The organism is Telluria sp. RB2R28 (assembly GCF_059685835.1).
This window is the reverse complement of sequence record NZ_JCASIK010000001.1, coordinates 1,716,390-1,735,419: the sequence shown is the minus strand read 5'-3', so window position 1 is coordinate 1,735,419 and position 19,030 is coordinate 1,716,390. Positions and strand designations below refer to the sequence as shown.

Below are 19,030 nucleotides of genomic sequence, written 5' to 3'. Positions count from 1 at the left end.
TGCCGCGCAACAAATGTAGCCCGGCCATCAGCGCCCGGCGCCCAGGAGAATTTCATGCAGCAACGTCAATCCGGTTTTACGCTCGTCGAGCTCATGGTCGTCGTGGCCATCATCGGCATCCTGAGCGCCATTGCCTTACCTTCTTACAATAGCTACATCCTGCGCGCGCGCCTGGCTGAAGCCCATGGCGACCTGGCGTCGACCCAGCCGCGTCTTGAGCAGTACTGGTCCAACGAACGCACGTACGAGGGCTTTGCGGGCAAGCCGGCCGACACCAAAAACTTCACCTATACATTGACGAGCGCCAGCGCAAGCGCCTACGTGCTGACGGCAACCGGCCGCGCTGGCGCAGCCGAGTTCGTCTATACCATCGACCAGGCCGGTACCCGCGCCACCACCGGCGCACCGGCCGGCTGGACCAAGAAAGACACTTGCTGGGTCGACCGCAAGGATGGCGCATGTACCCAGTAAGCCCACCCCCGCGCCTTGCAGGCGGCTTCACGCTGATCGAGTCGATGGTCGGCCTGGTCGTGCTGGGGATCCTGCTGGCCGTGGGCGTGCCGCAGATGACGGGCTGGCTGGCCAGTACGCGCGCCACCGGCGCGGCGCAGTTTTACGCTGACGGCTTCGCGCAGGCGCGCAACCTGGCCATGACGCACAACAGCCAGAGCCGGCTGGTGTTTGCTCCCGGCGCCAATGGCCAGCCAGGCTGGCAGATCGATGTGTGCCTGCGTAACAGCGACAACCCCTGCACCGATGGCAGCAACGACTGGTCGACCGCCACCACGGAGGCCAGGGGGGCAACCGGCCCGACGGCAGACTACCGCTCGCTCGTGCGCAGCGCCGACACGCTGCCCCCGACCACCATGCTGACCGTCACGCTGGATCCGGCCGACGATGACGCCGTATATTTCACGCCGCTGGGCTGGATCGATGCCGGCCAGCAGAATCAGGTGCGCCGCGTCGACCTCGCACCAGCCGGCACGCTCGTGGGTGAATTCAAGCCCTCGGCCGTCGTACTGACCCTGGGCGGCATGGCGGTGACCTGTGTGCCGGGCGCCGCCCCCGGCGATTCGCGCAGGTGCCCGCCATGATCCGCACTTCAATGATTCGCCGTGCCGAACGCGGCGTCGCGCTGCTCGAGTCGCTGCTTGCCGTGATGATCCTGGGTATTGCCCTGGTCGGCACGCTGGGTCTGCAGGCCCGTTCGATCGCGGCGCTGTCGGATGCCGGAATGCGGGCCGAGGCCACTGTCGCTGCCAACGAACTGCTGGGCATCATGTACAGCGACATGCCGCACGCCGCCGACTACGCGCTGGCTGCCGGCGGCACCCCGGGTGCGCGCCTGGCCGCCTGGCATGCGGCCGTGCAGGAGCGGATTCCGGGCGCCGGCGTCGTGGTGGGCGTGGCCACCAATGCTGCTGCAGGCCGCACCGAAGTGAATATCGCGATCGGCTGGCAGCGCACCAGCGACAGCCAGCGCAATACCCATCGGATCAAATCCTACCTGACGGCATCGAAACCATGAGCGCCCCGTCCACAAGGGCCCCGTCCCCGTCCATTCTCCGCGCCGGTGGTTTTTCGCTCGTCGAACTGATGGTCAGCGTCGTCATTGGCCTGCTGGCAGTGCTGTTTGCCACCCGGATCATGACCGACAGCGAGCGCAATAAGGACGCCGCGCTGGGCGGCTCCAACTCGATGCAGAACGGCATGCTGGCAATGTTCCAGATCAGCAGCGACGCCGAGCAGGCCGGCTTCGGCCTGAACGACCCTTTGATCACCGGCTGCAACACCATGTTCGCCGACAGCCAGGGCTACGAGCTGGCGCCGGCCACGCGTGGCGGCGCCACGATCCGGCCGCTGGCCGCTGCCGTGATCGAGCCGGGCGGCACGGGTCCGGACCGCCTGACGCTGTATGCAGGCGGGGCCCCTGGCGGCACGTCGACCATGCGAGTGATCAAGAACTACATCGGCGGCACCAGCGTCGAGGTCGATCGCGATCCATGGGGTTACTTCACGCTGGGCGACGTGATCGTCGTCGCGCCCGAGAATATCGGGGCCGATTGCGCACTGGCGCAGATCTCGCGCGTTCCCGACAAGCCTGAACTCTCCTTCGGCGCGACCAGCCAGCGCTTCAACCGCGGCGCGCTGGGCGCGAATTACACGGGCAATACGACCCGCCTGTTCAATCTCGGACCGGGCGCGCGCCTGGCGTTTCATACCTGGTCGGTCGAGGGTGGCTACCTGCGCCTGCGCGCCACCGACATGGCCAATGCCGCCCAAAATGCGCAGGCGGTGACTGGCGACATTGTCTCGCTCAAGGCGCAGTACGGTTTCGACGGACGCCTTGGTGCCGCGTTTGCACCGGAGAAGGGCACCGCCATCAGCGCCTGGTCGTCCACCATGATCGATGCCGACGGCGACGGCGTGACCGGCAGTCCCGGCGACTATGGCCGCATCGTGGCGCTGCGCATCGCCGTGGTGGCGCGCGGGAAAAACCCCGAGCGGCCTGCCGCTGACGGCACATGCAGCGCCACGACCACCGCGCCGACACTGTTCGCGAGCGCGCAGCCGAGCGAAGCCACGGCCGAAGAAGTGGAGATCGACCTGGCAGTGGAGAACGATCCAGTCGACTGGACGTGCTATCGCTACCGTGTATTCGACACCATTATCCCGCTGCGCAATGCGGGATGGAGGCCATGATGGCGCATCGTCCGCACCCACTTGCCCTGGCAGCCCAGCGCGGCATTGCGCTGCCGGTCATGCTGATCATGATGCTGGTGATGCTGGTGACGAGCATCTATCTGCTCAAGTCGAGCAACAGCACGACGCTGAGCGCATCGAGCCTCGCCTATGACGCTACCCTCAGCCGCGCCGCCGATTTCGGGCTGCACAAGGGCTTCGAATGGATCGACCAGAAAGCCAAGACCGACAAGGGCGCACTGACGGCGCACCTGCCGGCAGAGGGTTACCGCGCCACGATGGCGCCCGGCCTGTCCACCCGTGAAGAAGAGTTCTGGAGCGACAGCAAGAAGGTCACGGATTCGGGCGGCACCGAGGTGGAATACGTGATCCACCGCCTGTGCAAGAGCACCGGCACATTCGACGACAAGAACGCCTGCGTGCAGACCGCCGCCAACACGGCCGGCCTGGGCAACGCGACCGCCATCGGCGAGAGCATCCGCACCGATGGCGTCGTGTACGCCGCCAGCCCGCAGCTTCACTATGTGATCACCGCCCGCATCCACGGTGCGCGCGGCGGCACTGTGGTGAACCAGATGGTAGTACTGATCGGCGTCTGATGGCGCCGTACAAACGAACGGATTGCCCATGAACTTCTTGACGACCCTCACGCGTGCCGCCGGCCGCATTGGCCCAATGGCACAGTTGGCACCGCTGGTATTGCTGGCGCTGCTTGTAAGCGCGCCGCTGGCGCAGGCAGAGCCCACCGCCATCGCCCAGCTGCCACTGCTCAATATCAGCGGCAGCGGCACCGTCAAGCCGAACCTGATGCTGCTGTACGATAACTCGGGGTCGATGAATTTCAATTACACGCCCGATTACATCAACGTCACCGACACCTGCCGCGCCGGCAGCACGATGTCAGCCGGCACGCGCGCCTGCAAGATCGGCGATCCGCCATTTGCCAGTGCCGGCTTCAACCGCCAGTACTACGACCCGGCGGTGCGGTATGTCCCGCCGGTCAAGGCCGACGGCACGTCCTATCCCGATCTCGACGCCGGGCGCACGGGCGACTGGAAGCGTGTGCCGACCGACGTGTATGGCGTCAACAAGGCTGACTTTCTGGGCAATACGGCGGACACCAGCAATCTGGTGGACGGCTACTACGATATCGAATGGTGCGACGGCAACCTGAACAATTGCGTGCGCAATACGGGGGGCTATGCCTACCCAACCAACGCCCGCTACCGTGCGCGCTATGTCTACAGCACGCCGTACTACTACACCAACAATGTTGCTGAATACTGCACCAATACCAACCTGACCGATTGCCGCGCCGCGACTGCCAACGGCACGTCGCCGGCATCAGACTACACCGTCGCTGCGCGCGTGCGCTGGTGCGACTCGAAAGCATTGACCAAATGCCAGGCCAAGTTCGTCGGCACTTACAAGTATCCGCGTTTTGGCGCCGAGAACGTGGTGGCGCCGTGGTACGGCACGATCAGCATCGGCGCGTCCAATACCGCCAGCACGCGCTCGATCGCGGCGGTGACCGCCGTCGGTCCGCTGGGCACGCAGGTCATCACCAATAGCGCCGTGACTGCGGCCGCCGGCACCAACACCGCCGACAAGCAGGCCGCCCTGGCCCAGGCGCTGGCCGTGTCGATCAATGAAAAGGTCGGCGACGCCGACAGTTACTTCGCCTGCGTGCGCTCCCCGAGGAACGGCACGGTGCCCAGCTGCAGCAGCCTGGGCGTGGCCCTCGGCGCCGACAATGTGGTCGGTGTCGTGCCGGTCTCGTGCCCTGCGAATTCAACCACCAAGTCGCTCACCGTGTGCAGCCTGGTGTCCGACAACAGTCGCGCCGGCACCGGCCTGATGGTCTCGAGCGGCACGGGCGCGACCGCCCTGCTGCGCGTGGGGGGCAGCACCAACAACAGCAACAACAACCGCGACAAGCAGGTAATGAGCCGCCTGAACTTTGCCGGCAGCGGCATGCTGGGCGGCGATATCACGTTCAACCGCAGCACGGGCGCGAGCGCGGTCGTGGCGGCACTGCAAGCGCGCATCGGCACCCGGGGCAATGTGACCGCCTATGTTGGCGGCACCCCGAATTCGTCGCCGGTCTGTGCGAACGAACCCAACACGACGCTGTGCCTGGTGGACAGCTCCGGCCAGGCCGAAGGGCTGGGCATCGACTTCACCATTCCGAGCAACAACCGGCTCAACAACAACACCTGGCTGACGATGAGCGCTGTCAACGCCGTCTCGGACATCGTGCCGACGTCGGCTACCGGTCTGGGTGGCTCGGTGTTCGTGCGCACGGACATCGTTCCTGGCCGCACCATCTACCCGCGCGCCATCGGCCGCACCGACTGCACCAGCGGCTCCTGCTCGTATGCGCAGGAGATGACCAACTTCGCCAACTGGTATGGCTACTACCGCACCCGCAACCAGATGATGAAGACGGCCGTCGGCCAGGCGTTCTCGCCCGTCACCGACAAGTACAACGTCGGGCTGGTCGCGTTGTCGGTTGCCGCGGTCGAAGGCGCCATGACCAAGCCCAAGCCGTTTGCCGGCGCTGAACGCACCAGCTGGTACAACGCGCTGTACGCGATGGACACGGAGGGCTCGACCCCGGTGCGCCAGGCCCTGCACGCCATCGGCAAGATGTACGCCAATCAGAGTCCTTACAACTACGCGGCCGGCGAGGAAGTCGTAAAGTACCCGTGCCAGCAGAACTTCACGTTCATCACCACCGACGGCTACTGGAATGGCAAGGCGCCGGTCGGGGTGGCCAGCAACGACCAGGTCGACAATCCGGCCCGCTTCTGCCTGCAATCGAAGGGCTGCGTCGATCCGCGTGGCCAGGGCAAGCCATCGCTGGCTGACATCGCGCTGTACTGGTACAACGGCGGCTCGGCCGACAAGACCGTGTCACTGCGCACCACGCTCGAGGACTACACCAAACCCGGCGCGGTGCCGGCTGGCACCGGCGAGAACAACCGCCTGCACATGCGCACCTATGCCCTCGGCCTGGGCGTGGACGGCATCATGAACTACGAGAAGGACTACGACACGAAGCCGGATCCGAACGGCGACTTTTACAAGCTGGTCAGCGGCGCGCTCAACTGCCCCTGGAACGACAAGGGCCGCTACGTCTGGCCCGATCCGGACGTCGACGAAGACAGCGGCTCGGCTGCCCTGCAATCGCGCGTGGACGACCTGTGGCATGCCGCGATCAATGGCCATGGCAAGTACTTCTCGGCATCCGATCCGATGCAGGTGGTGGAAGGGCTGCGTACGGCCCTGTCGAACATCGAAGTCAAGACCGGCGCAGCAGCGGCGGCAGCCACCTCGACCCCGAACATCTCGCAAAGCGACAACGACATCTTCTCGGCGACGTTCACCACCGTGCACTGGTACGGGCGCCTGTCCAAACGCAAGGTCAATACCATCACCGGCGACGTGGAGCCGACCGAGGACTGGAATACCTCGAGCCTGCTCGGCAAGCAGGTCGAGGTGGACGCGGATGGACTGGACGGCCGCTCGATCTACATGCTCAAGGATGGCGCGCTGGCCGCGTTCAGCTACGACACGATGGACACGGGCACGCGCGCCTGGTTCGACAACAAGTGCAATGCGCTGACGCAGTGCGCCAATATGTCGGTGGCCAACCGCGCGCTGGTCAACGATGGCCGCAACATCGTCAACTGGCTGCGCGGTCGCCAGCAGTACGCCAACGACAACGTCCTGCGCGCGTTCTCGCGCCAGGAAGTGGGCACCGACAAGACGACGATCCCGATCGTGCTGGGCGATATCGCCTCGTCCAAGCCGGCATACCTGCGCGAGCCGCGCCGTAATTTCGACCGGCCCGGCTACGGCGCCTTCAAGGCCACCCATGCAAGCCGCAAGGCAACCGTGTTCGCCGCGGCCAACGACGGCATGCTGCACGCGTTCGACGCCAATTCCGGCGAAGAATTGTGGGCGTATGTCCCGCGCATTACGATGAAAAAATTGCACCAGCTGGCCAGCACGACCTACGGCACCAACCACATCTTCTCGGTCGACGGCTCGCCCGAGATTGCGGACGTCCAGGTCGGCACGGAATGGAAGTCGGTGCTGGTGGCGGGGCTGAACGCGGGCGGGCGCGGTTACTACGCGCTCGATGTCACGGACCCGGCCGCGCCGAAAGCGCTGTGGGAACTGTGCGCCGACGCCAGCGCCTGCGCCGGCAATGTCGATACGCGCCTGGGCCTCACGTTTGGCAACCCGCAGTTCGGCACCATCGTCGACAGCGCGGGCGTGGAAAAATGGGTCGTGTTCCTGACCTCGGGCTACAACAATATCCCGGGTGTCGACGGCGTCGATGGGGGCGACGGCAAGGGCTATCTGCTGGTGGTGGACGTTGCCACCGGCAAGGTGATCGAATCGCGTTCGGCGACGACCGGCGTGGGCAGCGTCGGCACGCCGTCCGGCCTGGCCAGGATCTCGGCGATCACGAATGACCCGAACAACGATCCGCGTGTGACGTATGTGTACGGCGGCGACAATACCGGCAAGATGTGGCGCTTTGACTTTACCGGCACCGGCGCACCGGCGCGCGTGCTGATGGGCGACGCCGGCGTGAACCAGCCGGTCACTACCCGCCCTGAAGTCACGCTGTGCCGGGTCGACACCACGGTCGACAACAAGACTGTCGCGTCGGCGCAGCGCGTGGTGCTGTTCGGCACCGGCCGCCTGCTCGACCTGGTCGACGTGACCAGCACCGAGGTGCAGAGCGCCTATCTGCTCAAGGATGACGGCGAGGGCATCAGCACGGCCGCCTGGCGCCAGTCGTCGGCCATGGTCAAGCGCACGCTGGCGCGCGTGGACGGCGACGACACGGGCAATGCGCCCTACACGATCGATGGCGGCGACGTGAACCTGGCCAGCACGAAGGGCTGGTTCACCGACTTCAACCTCAATGACGGCGAGCGCGTCAACCTCGACCCGCAAGTGGTGGCCGGCACCATCAACGTGGTGACCAACTTGCCAAGCTCGTCGACCGACTGCAAAGTCGGCGGCACCAGCAATATTTACCAGCTCAATGTCTGCACCGGCCGCGCGGCTTCGCCGGACGGGCTGGCCGGGTATCCGCTGGCCAGTTCGGCCGCGGTGGGCTTCATCGTGATCCGCCTGCCGTCGGGCGCGCTCAAGACGATCACCACGACTGCCGACGGCACCATGGTGACCGGCAAGTTCCCGCCATCGGAAACGATCGAGGCACACCGCGCCGGCTGGCGCCGCGTGCGCGACTGAGGGATGGCATAGGGAGCGAAGAGAGTTCACACGGCGCCTTGCGAAAACGGTAAAATCGAGGGTTTTCGACAAGGGCCGTTTGAAGGGCTCGACTATGGCCAACGATACCGACACCTCCGCCGCGCAGGACACGCCTGACGCTCGCGATGACAGCACCACCACTACCACCAACTCGGCCGCGCAGGCCGGCGTGATCGCGCGCGAAGTGGGGCGCCGCCGCACCTTCGGCATCATCTCCCACCCGGATGCCGGTAAAACCACGCTGACCGAAAAGCTGCTGCTGTTCTCGGGCGCCATCCAGCTGGCCGGTACCGTCAAGGGCCGCAAGAGCGGGCGCCATGCGACGTCCGACTGGATGGACATCGAAAAGCAGCGCGGCATTTCGGTCGCCTCGTCGGTGATGCAGTTCGATTTCCGCGACCACGTCATCAACCTGCTCGACACCCCCGGCCACCAGGACTTCTCGGAAGACACCTACCGCGTGCTGACGGCGGTCGACTCGGCGCTGATGGTGATCGATGCGGCCAAGGGCGTCGAAGCGCAGACGATCAAGCTGCTCGAGGTGTGCCGCATGCGCGCCACGCCGATCGTCACGTTCATGAACAAGATGGACCGCGAAACGCGCGATCCGCTCGAACTGCTCGACGAAGTCGAATCGGTGCTCAAGATCGAGTGCGCGCCGGTGACCTGGCCGATCGGCATGGGCAAGAACTTCCGCGGTGTGTACCACCTGCTGAAGGACGAGATCATGCTGTTCAAGGCCGGCGAAGAAAAAGCCGATGGCGCCTTCGAGATCGTCAAGGGCATCGACAACCCGCGCCTGGCCGAGATGTTCCCGCTCGAGATCGAGCAGCTCAAGATGGAAGTCGAGCTGGTGCACGGCGCCTCGCACGTGTTCGACCTCGAGCGCTTCCTGTCCGGCGTGCAGACCCCGGTGTTCTTCGGCTCGGCGATCAACAACTTTGGCGTGCGCGAAATCCTGTCGGCGCTGGTCGACTGGGCGCCTGCGCCGCGCGAGCGCGACGCCACGGTGCGCTCGGTCCTGCCAAGCGAAGTGCCGTTCTCCGGTTTCGTCTTCAAGATCCAGGCCAATATGGACCCGGCCCACCGCGACCGCATCGCGTTCCTGCGCGTGTGCTCGGGCCGCTTTGAAAAAGGCATGAAGGTCAAGCACCTGCGCCTGGGCCGCGACGTCAAGCTGTCGTCGGTCGTGACGTTCATGGCATCGAGCCGCGAGCAGGTCGAAGAAGCCTTCGCCGGCGACATCATCGGCTTGCCGAACCACGGCAATATGCAGATCGGCGACAGCTTCACCGAAGGCGAAATGCTCAGCTTCACCGGCATTCCGTACTTCGCGCCAGAGCTGTTCCGCTCGGTGCGCATCCGCAATCCGCTCAAGATGAAGCAGTTGCACAAGGGCCTGCAGCAGCTGGGCGAAGAGGGCGCGGTGCAGGTCTTCAAGCCGGTGCTGGGCAGTGAGCTGATCCTGGGCGCCGTCGGCGTGCTGCAGTTCGAGGTGGTCGCCAGCCGCCTGCTCAACGAGTACGGCGTCGACGCCGTGTTCGAAAGCGCCAGCATCAGCAGCGCGCGCTGGGTCTCGAGCGACGACAAGAAGGCGCTGGCCGACTTCGAAAACTCGCTCGGTCACAACGTGGCCTACGATGCGGCCGGCAATATGGCGTATCTGGCCACCTCGGGCGTCAACCTGCGCCTGACGCAGGAACGCTGGCCGAAGCTGACTTTCCACGCTACCCGCGAGCACGCGGTCAAGCTGGCCTGATTCAAGGCCCGTGCCCGCGTCGTCCTGACGCGGGCCGTTATTCTTGCGGTTAATCTTTTAGTATGACGCTGGCGTCGATCGCAATCGATGCCAGCGTTTGCGTGCGCGAGGCACCCAGCGCGTCGGTCACGCGCAGCTGCACCGGCAGCCAGGCATGCTGTGGCGCCAGCCACAGTTCCAGCACGGGCGCGCCCGGCTCGCCCAGGCGCGCCAGCCGCACGGTGTCCAGCGACCCGGCGGTCGTGGCGATCCGTTCCGGCCCCATCACCTGGTAGCGCTCGATGCCGGCGCCGCCCGCGCCACCGACCCAGAATTCCAGCACGTCCTTGATCTGGCCCGCATCGCTCACGCCCATGCCCGCCAGTTGCAGCAAGACCGAGGCCGGGTCCTGGCTTCCCGGCACGAGCGGGAAGGGCTGCCCCTGCGGCCCGGCGACGATGGTGCCGCTGCCGCGATCGAACACGGTCGTCAACGCACCGGTACCCATTCCCGTCAAGGCCCGCTGCGGCGCGATGCCGGCATCGTCGACCTGGCCTTCGCTGGAGATCGTACCCAGCACACCATCGAGCTCGACCGCATAGCGCGTGCCATCGCTGCGCCAGACCATGCTCGCCTTGCCTGCGTCCTGTGACGGCGCGTCCAGGCTGCTGCGCGTGACGACGGTGTAGTCGATGCGGCCGGACGGCGGTGGTTTGACACGGTAGGTGCCCGGCATCTGGACGGGGGCAGCATTGCCGCCGCTGGCGGCGGGGAGCGCGCTCTCGCCAGCATCGATGGGCAGCGAGGCGGACGGCATGGCAACCGGGCCGCTATCGGCCATGGCGATGGGGGCGGGTGCTACAGGTGGCGCTGGCTGGGCAGGTTCGGGCGGTGCGGCAGGTGTTTCGACCGCCCTGGACGGTGCATCCACGATGCCCCGTTCGGCCGAGGCCAGCCGTACCGTGAACTCCGGCATGCCGATAACGGCGGGGCGTTGCGTCAGGCGCGCGTCGATCCACGCGATCACTAGCGCGTGCAGCAGGAGCGACAGCACGCAGACCAGAAGCAGGCGCCGGTTCCGCTGCAGTGGAGCAATAAAGATCATGCCGCTAGTGTAGCGCGCGCTTTGCGCCATCACAAAGGCTGGCTTGTTCTGCGGCGTACATTCAAGAGTGCACTCAAGAAATATTACGCTCTCCAAGGGGATACCATGACGATGAGACAGCCGCGCCGCCCGTTCGTTCCACCTGCCATGACGGCGGCGTGACATGCTGGCCCGTCTTCGCATCGGTCCCAAGCTCCTGCTGGCCCCAGGCGCCGTCCTCGTGCTGCTGCTGGTGCTCTCCTGCGCGGCCTATGTCGCGCTGGCGCGCCAGAATGCATCGCTCGAATCGATCGTCGGCCAGCGCGCCGCCAGCCTGCGCGCGGCCGCCAGCCTGGGCACGCAAGCGCACAAGGCGCATGCCGATATTTACCGTTACCTGAGCTGGATGGGCGGCAGCTTTCCGCCGGCCCGCACCGAACCGCTGCGGCGCGACATCCTGGCGCAGCACGGGCGCATTGCGGTTGGCCTCACGACGCTGGCGGCCGGTCCGCTGACTGGCGCCGAGCTGCGTCACGTCGAGCAGGCCGCGCAGGCGCAGCGCCGCTATGCGCGCGCGGTGCGCGACGTCATCGAGCTCGCGCCACTGGACGGCTCGATCAGCGCCAATGCGATGCAGAAGGCCGAAGCTGCCTACGCGCTGGTCGACCAGCGCCTGGCGGGCCTGAGCGCGCTCGAAGACACGCTGGCACGGCAGGCCGCCGCGGGTGCCAAGGCCGACTTTCGCATGGTCTCGCTGCTGATGCCGGCCGTGCTGGTGCTGGCGATCGGGCTGTCGCTGGCCATCACGTTCGCCGTGCGCCGGATCCTGCTCGGCGAGATCCGCGGCATCGGCATGGCCGCCAGCAGCCTGGCCAACGGCAACTTCACGGTGCAGGAGCGTGACTACGGCAGCGATGAAATCGCCGACACCTCGCGCCTGCTCGATGCCAGCATCCGCAACCTGAATGGCATGCTGTGCACGGTGGCCGAAGCGGCGCGCACGATCGGCGCCGCGTCGCGCGACATCAAGCTCGGGAGCCTGAGCCTGGGCAGCCGCGCCGTGTACCGCGCCAGCGCGCTGGCCGACACCGAGGACACGCTGCAGGCGCTGGCGGCGAACGTGCGCGACAACGTCGACGATGCCCGCGCCGCCAACCGCCTCGCTGCCGGCGCCGGCGATGTCGCGCAGGACGGTGGCGGTGTGGTCGAGCGCCTCGTCAACACACTGGACGAGAGCCGGCGCAGCGCGCAGCAGGTGATGGCGATCGTCGATGCGCTGGAGGTGGCGGCAGGCGAAACGGGCACGCGGGTGTTGAATGCCGCGCTGGACGCCTCGCGTGCGCCAATGAGCGCCACGGATCTGGCGGCGGTGGCGACCGAGGTGCGCTCGCTCGCGCGGCGGGTGGCCGCGGCCAGCCAGGAAATCCGCGCCGTGATCGCGCAGTCGGTGGCGCAGATCGACGGCGGCACGGCGTGGGCGCTGCACGCTGGCAGCAATATGCAGCGCATCGCCAGTTCGGTGCGCGATGTCGAACATCTGGTCGGGCGGATCGGTTCGACCGGCGATGGCCAGGCGAAGCAGTTGCAGGGCGTCAGTCAGGCGATCGTGCAGATGGACCAGGTCACGCGCCAGAACTGCACGCTGGTCGAGGAAGCCGCCAGCGCCGCCTGCATGCTGCAGATGCAGGCGATTGCGCTGGCGCGCACCGTGGCCGGGTTCAGGCTGGAAGAGGGAGAGGGTAGCCACGGGGCGCCAGCGGCGACGTTGCCGGCACCGCCAGGCCCCAATGACAACAGCGGCGTCCCCGGCGAACCCACGCGCGAACGGCGTGGGTCAAACCGGGAACGCCGCCGTCACTTGGCGTCGCATTTGCGGCTCGCATCGAGCCGCAAATGATGCCGCTGCCAGGGCAGGTCAGCGATTACTCGTAATCGCTGATCGGCGCGCAGCCGCAGAACAGGTTGCGGTCACCGTACACGTTGTCGGCACGGCCGACCGGTGGCCAGTACTTCTTCTTGCGCAGGCTCGCGACCGGGAACGCCGCCACTTCACGCGTGTAGCCGTGGGCCCAGTCGTCGCTCGTGACCACTTCGGCCGTGTGCGGTGCACCCTTGAGCGGATTGTCCATGCGGTCGTACTCGCCGCGCTCGACCTTGACGATTTCGGCGTGGATCGTGATCATCGCCTCGATGAAGCGGTCGATCTCGGCTTTCGATTCCGATTCGGTCGGCTCGATCATGAGCGTGCCCGGGACCGGGAAGCTCATGGTCGGCGCATGGAAACCGAAGTCCATCAGGCGCTTGGCCACGTCTTCGTTCGAGATGCCGGTCTTGTCCTGCAGCGGACGCAGGTCGATGATGCACTCGTGCGCCACCAGGCCGTCGTGGCCCGCGTACAGCACCGGGTAATGCGGCGCCAGGCGGCGTGCGATGTAGTTGGCATTCAGGATCGCCACTTCGGTCGCTGCCGTCAGGCCATCCGCGCCCATCATCGCGATGTACATCCACGAAATCGGCAGGATCGAGGCCGAGCCGAAGGCCGCAGCGCTCACGGCGCCGATGCCTTGTTCGTCGCGGACGTAGCCGGTCGAGAGCTGATTCGGCAGGAACTTGGCCAGATGCGCGCCGACGCCGATCGGGCCCACGCCCGGACCGCCACCGCCGTGCGGGATGCAGAAGGTCTTGTGCAGGTTCAGGTGGCTGACGTCGCCGCCAAACGCGCCCGGCGAGGCCAGACCCACCAGTGCGTTCATGTTGGCGCCGTCGACGTACACCTGGCCGCCGTGCTGGTGCACGATCTCGCACAGTTCCTTGATGCCTTCTTCGAACACACCGTGGGTCGACGGGTAGGTAACCATCACGCAGGCCAGATTCGCGCTGTGCTGCTCGGCCTTGGCCTTCAGGTCGGCCAGGTCGACGTTGCCGTTTTCATCGCAGGCGGTAACGACGACCTTCATGCCGACCATGCTGGCCGACGCCGGGTTGGTGCCGTGGGCCGACGACGGGATCAGGCAGATATTGCGGTGGCCTTCGCCACGCGCCTGGTGGTACTTCTGGATCACCAGCAGACCGGCGTACTCGCCCTGCGAGCCGGCGTTCGGCTGCAGCGAGATCGCGGCGTAACCGGTGGCGGCGCACAGCATCGCTTCGAGCTGCGTGATCATTTCGCGGTAGCCGACGGTCTGGTCGTTTGGCGCCAGCGGGTGGATGTTCGAGAACTCGGGCCAGGTGACCGGCACCATCTCGGACGTCGCATTGAGCTTCATCGTGCACGAACCGAGCGGGATCATCGTGCGGTCCAGCGCCAGGTCCTTGTCGGCCAGTGCGCGCAGGTAGCGCAGCATTTCGTGCTCGGCGTGGTAGCGGTTGAAGGTCGGGTGCGTGAGGTAGGCGCTGGTGCGGGCCAGGGCCGTTGGCAGCGCGTCGCTGGCGTCGGCGTCCAGTGCGTCCAGGTCGACCGATTTGCCGTCGCCGAAGATGGCCATCAGCGTGGTCAGGTCGTCGCGGGTGACGGTTTCGTCCAGCGCGATGCCCACTTGCGTGGCGTCGATCTGGCGCAGGTTGATGCCGTGCTCAACCGCTGCGGCGTGGATCGCGCCGGCATCCTTGACGCGCACGGTCAGCGTGTCGAAGTAGGTCTGGTTGACCAGCTCGAAGCCCAGCTGCTGCAGGCCGGCGGCCAGGATCGCGGTCTGGCGGTGCACGCGGCGGGCAATGCGCTCCAGACCCTGCGGGCCATGGTAGACCGTGTACATGCCGGCCATCACGGCCAGCAGCACTTGCGCGGTACAGATGTTCGACGTCGCTTTTTCGCGGCGGATGTGCTGTTCGCGCGTCTGCAGCGCCAGGCGGTAGGCCTGGTTGCCCTGCGCGTCGATCGTCACGCCGACCAGACGGCCCGACATGCTGCGCTTGAATTCGTCGCGGGTGGCCAGGTAGCCGGCGTGCGGGCCGCCGAAACCGAGCGGCACGCCGAAGCGCTGGCTGTTGCCGACGACGACGTCGGCGCCCCATTCGCCCGGAGGCGTGAGCAGGGTCAGCGCCAGCAGGTCGGCGGCCACGATCACCATGCTGCCGGCGGCGTGCAGTTTCTCGACGGCGGCGCGGTAGTCGCGCACTTCGCCATTCACGCCCGGGTATTGCAGCAGCACGCCGAAGCAGGTTTCGCCCAGCGACTCGATGTCGGCCGCTGCGATGGTGCGCACTTCCACGCCGATCGGCAGCGCGCGCGTTTCGATGATTTCGCGGGTCTGCGGCAGCACGTCGTCGGCGACGTAGAACACTTTCGATGCCGACTTGCCGACGCGCTGGATCAGCGTCATGGCTTCGGCGGCGGCGGTGCCTTCGTCGAGCATCGACGAGTTGGCGATGCCCATGCCGGTCAGGTCGGTCACGGCCTGCTGGAAGTTCAGGATCGCTTCCAGGCGGCCCTGCGAAATCTCTGGCTGGTACGGGGTGTAGGCGGTGTACCAGGCCGGGTTTTCGAAGATGTTGCGCAGGATGACCTTCGGCGTGAAGGTGCCGTAGTAGCCCTGGCCGATCAGCGACTTGAGCACCTTGTTCTTCGAGGCCAGGCCTTTAAGAGTGGCCAGTGCTTCTTCTTCGGTGCGTGGCTCGGCGAACTGGCCCAGGTCGATCTTGTCCTTGCGGCGGATATTGGCTGGCACGACGGCGTCGATCAGCGCGGCGCGGGTCTCGTAGCCGAGGGCCGACAGCATCGCTGCCTGGTCGGCGTCGGACGGGCCGATGTGGCGCGGGATGAATGAATCACGTGCTTCGAGTTGGGTGAGGCTTGGTCGGGTCATGTTGGGGGACACAGTCTGCGGCGACGTTGAAGGAGAATGGCGGGTGGTGCAGGGCGGTGCGCCGCGGCGGGGCCGGCGGCGCACCTGGAGGCGATCAGTGGTCGGTGGTCTTGCCGTAGGCGTCAGCGTCGAGCAGATTGTCGTACGAGCCGGCGTCGCTTGGCGCGAGCTTGAACAGCCAGCTGCCGTAGGCATCCTGGTTGATCGAGTCCGGGGCGTCGGCCACTGGCTGGTTCACGGCGGTGACGGTGCCGTCGACTGGCGAATAGATGTCGCTGGCGGCTTTCACCGATTCCACGACGGCGGCGTCGCTGCCGGCGGTGAAGGCCTTGCCGACCTGCGGCAGTTCGACGAACACGATGTCGCCCAGCGCGTCCTGCGCGTACTCGGTGATGCCGACGGTCAGGGTGCCGTCATCTTCGCGGCGAACCCACTCATGGGATTCGGTGTATTTCAGGTCGGTAGGGATGTTCATGAGGGCTCCGGGTAGTTGGGTGGATAGCAGTATAGGTGTTCTGGATTCTAGGCAGCGCTCAGGCGGCCAGCACTTTACCGTTGCGCACGAACGGCAGCTTGACGACGCTGGCGGCCAGGCGCTTGTCGCGGATGATCACGTGGACGGTGTCGCCGATGGCCACGTCCATCGGCACGCGGGCCAGGGCGATCGCCTGCTGCATGCTCGGGCTGAAGGTGCCGCTGGTGATCTCGCCTTCCAGGCCGGACGCTGCGACGACTTTCTGGTGCGCGCGCAGGATGCCGCCTTTTTCACGCAGGATCAGGCCGACGAACTGCGCGCCCTGACCCTTGGCCTGCAGCGCTGCCTTGCCGATGAAGTCGCGCTCCGAGACCAGGTCGATCGTCCAGGCGAGGCCAGCGTCGAGCGGGTTCACGGAGTCGTCCATGTCCTGGCCGTACAGGTTCATGCCGGCTTCCAGGCGCAGCGTATCGCGCGCACCGAGACCGGCCGGCTTGATGCCGACGGCGACAAAGGCATTCCACAGCGCTTCGGCCTGCGAGGCCGGTACGCCGATCTCGAAGCCGTCTTCGCCGGTGTAGCCGGTGCGGGCGATCATCGCTTCGCCAAACGCCGTATCGGGAACGATGACGGCGTTGAACGGCTTGAGGTTTTCCGATGGCGCCTGGGTGGTCGGCAGCACCTGCCACACCTTGGCGCGGGCGTTCGGGCCCTGCACGGCGATCAGCGCGATCGGATCGTTGCCGTCGCGGCGCGCGGTGATCGTCACGCCGCTGTTGGTGGCGGTGTTCTGCTGATTCATCCAGGCGACGTCTTTTTCGGCGGTGCCGGCGTTGACGACGATGCGGAACCATTCTTCGGACAGGAAATAGACGATCAGGTCGTCGATGACGCCGCCTTCGGGATTGAGCATGCACGAGTACAGCGCCTTGCCCGGCACCTGCAGCTTGTCGACGTTATTGGCCAGGAGACCGCGCAGGAACGTGCGCACATTGGCGCCCTTGACGTCGACGACGCACATATGGGACACGTCGAACATGCCGGCGTCACTGCGCACCGCGTTGTGCTCTTCGATTTGCGAACCGTAGTTGACGGGCATGTCCCAGCCGCCGAAATCGACCATCTTGGCGTTGGCGGCGCGGTGAGCGGAATTGAGCGGGGTCGCTTTGAGCGTCATGGAATCCTCAGGCAGAAATAGGGGTACAGCACGGTCGTCGTGCGCTGTCGACCCCTCTGTCCTTGGTACCTGAGAGATAGCGGCTGTGCGCCGCTTGCCCCTTCGGTGGACCGCTACTGCGGCCGCTCTCCAGAGTTGAACCGCCGCGCGTCGCGCCGCCGTCCCTTGACCGGTCCTTTTGCCTGAGAGTTTATGGGTGAGTGCCCCTTCGGCGGCAGCATGCTGCGCTCTCCCGATCAAGACTGCGGAGGATATGCCACCCTTTGCCGACTGTCAACCGCACACCCCCACCCACAATTAGGGTCAGAGTCGAATTGTTTGACAACTTTTGAGAATTGCCCATTAAATCGACTCCGACCCCCATTATTTTTGACCGCTTCGGCAATAAAAACGATGCACTTAGAAAACTAGATGACGAAGAGAATCGAAACCAAATTTTGATAGCGCTAAATTAGCAAATAATAATGAGGGTCAGAGTCGAATTGTTTGACAACTTTGAGGAATTGCCCATTAAATCTACTCTGACCCTGATTGCGGGTTGGCGTAGGATTGCCTTGAAACATTGCTTTGCACTATTGGAGATCGGTTGTGGGGGCGTGCGAGGTGATTTGCTACACTTGGTTCACTTATTTTGTAGGCGGAACAGACTATGAATCAAGAAAAAGCGCGGCAGGAGAAAGAGGGGTGGTTTACGCTGTCTGGCGATGTCAACAGTGATATGGTTCACCGGATATTCGAGGCGGTGGCCAATATGACGGAAGATGGCATCGATACCGCCCACGTGCTGCTGCAATCCAACGGTGGTTATGTCAGCGATGGGCTGTGCCTGTATAACTTCATGGCCAATTCGCCCATTAAATTTGTCATGTACAACGCCGGGGCGGTGGCGTCGATTGCTGTCGTCGTATATCTGGCCGGGTCGCGCCGCTATGCCAGCGAGACGGCGCGGTTCATGATTCACAAGTCGCATGCGACGGCGTCGCCCGGTTCGCGGCCGGACGCGCTCAATATCATCGTCGAGGGCTTGCGCGCCGACGACGCGCGCACCGAGGCGATCCTGCGCAAGGAGATCGAGCTCACGCCCGAGCAATGGAGCGTTCACCAGTACGGCGACCTGCACATGACGGCGCGCGATGCCAAGCTGGCCAGGATGATTCATGAAGTGAAAGACTTTGCGCCGCCCAAGGGCGCCGTATTGCGCAATATCTGACCGTCATCCGACCTGCCTGGCACGCAGCGTAACTCAGGGCCTCGTGTCGTTCTTGCCGCTCTGGCCACCTGCGCTCGCGTGAGGCCCGGTTATGCCGCCCTGGACTTGGGCAGCGGAGAGCGAGCCAGGCTCATGCGATTCATTTACACGGGTATCCGGTTGCTGGACCGGCGTGGGCTGGCGCTCCGATTGCACCGATGCAGCGGGCGCTGAATCCGCTTGCTGATTCGACAGAGCATCGGACTGCCCGGCTGGATTGTTCTCGCGACGCTGGCATTCGGCGTCGATCTGCTGCGCCTGCGCGCTGCCCCCATTGCCGGCACCCGGACCAGCACTGTTTTTCTCGATCATGATGATTCCTTTCAAGAGTGTCGACAGATCGTACTCCTGCCGCCGACATGGCGTTGTTCGTTTCCACGAACCGTCACCCTGCGAAGCCCGGCGCCGGATGCCAATCCGACAGCGGCCTCTGCCTCTGTAGACATGTGCCTGCCTGGAAGGCTACTATCGACCCAGGCGTGCGCCGCGCTGGCGCAG

Annotated in this window: 14 protein-coding genes and 2 riboswitches; of the genes, 9 read left to right on the top strand and 5 right to left on the bottom strand. The window is 65.4% G+C overall.

Annotated elements, in window-relative coordinates:
* Window positions 1–54 precede the first annotated feature (54 nt).
* The 7 genes from AC56LV_RS07490 (at window position 55) to AC56LV_RS07460 (ending at window position 9,763) form a co-directional block, all read left to right on the top strand.
* Window positions 55–471, top strand: a complete 417-nt coding sequence (locus tag AC56LV_RS07490; RefSeq protein ID WP_499556736.1) for a type IV pilin protein — start codon at window positions 55–57, stop codon at window positions 469–471.
* Window positions 459–1,094, top strand: a complete 636-nt coding sequence (locus tag AC56LV_RS07485) for a prepilin-type N-terminal cleavage/methylation domain-containing protein (protein ID WP_499556735.1) — start codon at window positions 459–461, stop codon at window positions 1,092–1,094. The genes AC56LV_RS07490 and AC56LV_RS07485 overlap by 13 nt, the downstream gene beginning before the upstream one ends.
* Window positions 1,091–1,528, top strand: a complete 438-nt coding sequence (locus AC56LV_RS07480) for a type IV pilus modification PilV family protein (RefSeq protein WP_499556734.1) — start codon at window positions 1,091–1,093, stop codon at window positions 1,526–1,528. The genes AC56LV_RS07485 and AC56LV_RS07480 overlap by 4 nt, the downstream gene beginning before the upstream one ends.
* Window positions 1,525–2,703, top strand: coding sequence for a PilW family protein (locus AC56LV_RS07475; RefSeq protein WP_499556733.1), 1,179 nt, complete (start codon window positions 1,525–1,527; stop codon window positions 2,701–2,703). The genes AC56LV_RS07480 and AC56LV_RS07475 overlap by 4 nt, the downstream gene beginning before the upstream one ends.
* Window positions 2,700–3,302 carry a pilus assembly PilX family protein gene (locus AC56LV_RS07470; RefSeq protein ID WP_499556732.1) on the top strand — a complete coding sequence of 201 codons (603 nt, stop codon included), beginning with the start codon at window positions 2,700–2,702 and terminating at the stop codon, window positions 3,300–3,302. Before AC56LV_RS07475 ends, AC56LV_RS07470 begins: the two co-directional genes overlap by 4 nt.
* 28 nt (window positions 3,303–3,330) lie before the next feature.
* Entirely contained in the window at window positions 3,331–7,983 is a 4,653-nt protein-coding gene (locus tag AC56LV_RS07465) for a pilus assembly protein (RefSeq protein WP_499556731.1), read from the top strand.
* 94 nt (window positions 7,984–8,077) lie between these two features.
* Window positions 8,078–9,763 (top strand): peptide chain release factor 3, encoded by a 1,686-nt coding sequence (locus tag AC56LV_RS07460; RefSeq protein ID WP_499502752.1) that lies wholly within the window; start codon window positions 8,078–8,080, stop codon window positions 9,761–9,763.
* Between the two features lie 49 nt (window positions 9,764–9,812).
* Here the strand turns inward: AC56LV_RS07460 and AC56LV_RS07455 are convergent, their stop codons facing one another.
* The gene (locus tag AC56LV_RS07455) at window positions 9,813–10,847 is read right to left on the bottom strand and encodes a DUF3108 domain-containing protein (RefSeq protein WP_499556730.1); all 1,035 of its coding nucleotides are present in this window, start codon (window positions 10,845–10,847) and stop codon (window positions 9,813–9,815) included.
* A gap of 163 nt (window positions 10,848–11,010) precedes the next feature.
* Between AC56LV_RS07455 and AC56LV_RS07450 the strand changes: the two genes are divergently transcribed.
* Complete coding sequence (locus AC56LV_RS07450) at window positions 11,011–12,723, top strand: methyl-accepting chemotaxis protein (protein ID WP_499556729.1); 1,713 nt, start codon at window positions 11,011–11,013, stop codon at window positions 12,721–12,723.
* 25 nt (window positions 12,724–12,748) lie between these two features.
* On the opposite strand, the gene gcvP is transcribed toward AC56LV_RS07450, so the two are convergent.
* The 3 genes from gcvP to gcvT all read right to left on the bottom strand — a co-directional run bounded on the left by gcvP (window position 12,749) and on the right by gcvT (window position 17,283).
* Entirely contained in the window at window positions 12,749–15,631 is a 2,883-nt protein-coding gene (gene gcvP, locus AC56LV_RS07445; protein ID WP_499556728.1) for an aminomethyl-transferring glycine dehydrogenase, read from the bottom strand.
* Between the two features lie 94 nt (window positions 15,632–15,725).
* Complete coding sequence (gene gcvH / locus AC56LV_RS07440; RefSeq protein ID WP_499556727.1) at window positions 15,726–16,106, bottom strand: glycine cleavage system protein GcvH; 381 nt, start codon at window positions 16,104–16,106, stop codon at window positions 15,726–15,728.
* Window positions 16,107–16,164: 58 nt separating this feature from the next.
* Window positions 16,165–17,283: a glycine cleavage system aminomethyltransferase GcvT gene (gene gcvT, locus AC56LV_RS07435; RefSeq protein WP_332533356.1), complete on the bottom strand. Its 1,119-nt coding sequence runs from the start codon at window positions 17,281–17,283 to the stop codon at window positions 16,165–16,167.
* Between the two features lie 46 nt (window positions 17,284–17,329).
* Window positions 17,330–17,426: riboswitch (glycine riboswitch) on the bottom strand.
* A 17-nt stretch (window positions 17,427–17,443) separates the two neighbouring features.
* Window positions 17,444–17,528, bottom strand: a riboswitch (glycine riboswitch).
* A 404-nt stretch (window positions 17,529–17,932) separates the two neighbouring features.
* Between gcvT and AC56LV_RS07430 the strand changes: the two genes are divergently transcribed.
* Window positions 17,933–18,493 (top strand): ATP-dependent Clp protease proteolytic subunit, encoded by a 561-nt coding sequence (locus AC56LV_RS07430; protein ID WP_499556726.1) that lies wholly within the window; start codon window positions 17,933–17,935, stop codon window positions 18,491–18,493.
* Between the two features lie 33 nt (window positions 18,494–18,526).
* On the opposite strand, the gene AC56LV_RS07425 is transcribed toward AC56LV_RS07430, so the two are convergent.
* Window positions 18,527–18,844, bottom strand: a complete 318-nt coding sequence (locus AC56LV_RS07425; RefSeq protein WP_499556725.1) for a hypothetical protein — start codon at window positions 18,842–18,844, stop codon at window positions 18,527–18,529.
* Window positions 18,845–19,030: the final 186 nt, after the last annotated feature.